Genomic DNA, 213 nt, shown 5'->3' on the forward strand with positions numbered 1-213 from the left:
TGGCTCCCCGAACAGGACTCGAACCTGTGACAACTCGATTAACAGTCGAGTGCTCTACCAACTGAGCTATCAGGGAACATTTAATCTCATAGGACCCGCTTAGAGAGTCCAGACGTGCCTCGAAATAATCAAGGCAACTGCTTGGCAACGTCCTACTCTCCCAGGACCCTGCGGTCCAAGTACCATCGGCGCTGGAGGGCTTAACGGTCGTGT

Annotated in this window: 1 tRNA gene and 1 rRNA gene; both read right to left on the reverse strand. The window is 53.5% G+C overall.

Annotated elements, in window-relative coordinates:
* Positions 1-76: transfer RNA gene (locus QP775_RS25685), tRNA-Asn, on the reverse strand.
* 63 nt (positions 77-139) lie between these two features.
* Positions 140-213: ribosomal RNA gene (gene rrf / locus QP775_RS25920) — 5S ribosomal RNA — on the reverse strand; the annotation flags it as partial.

It is taken from the genome of Paenibacillus sp. UMB4589-SE434, from assembly GCF_030226685.1.
Taxonomy (GTDB): Bacteria; Bacillota; Bacilli; order Paenibacillales; family Paenibacillaceae; genus Paenibacillus_B.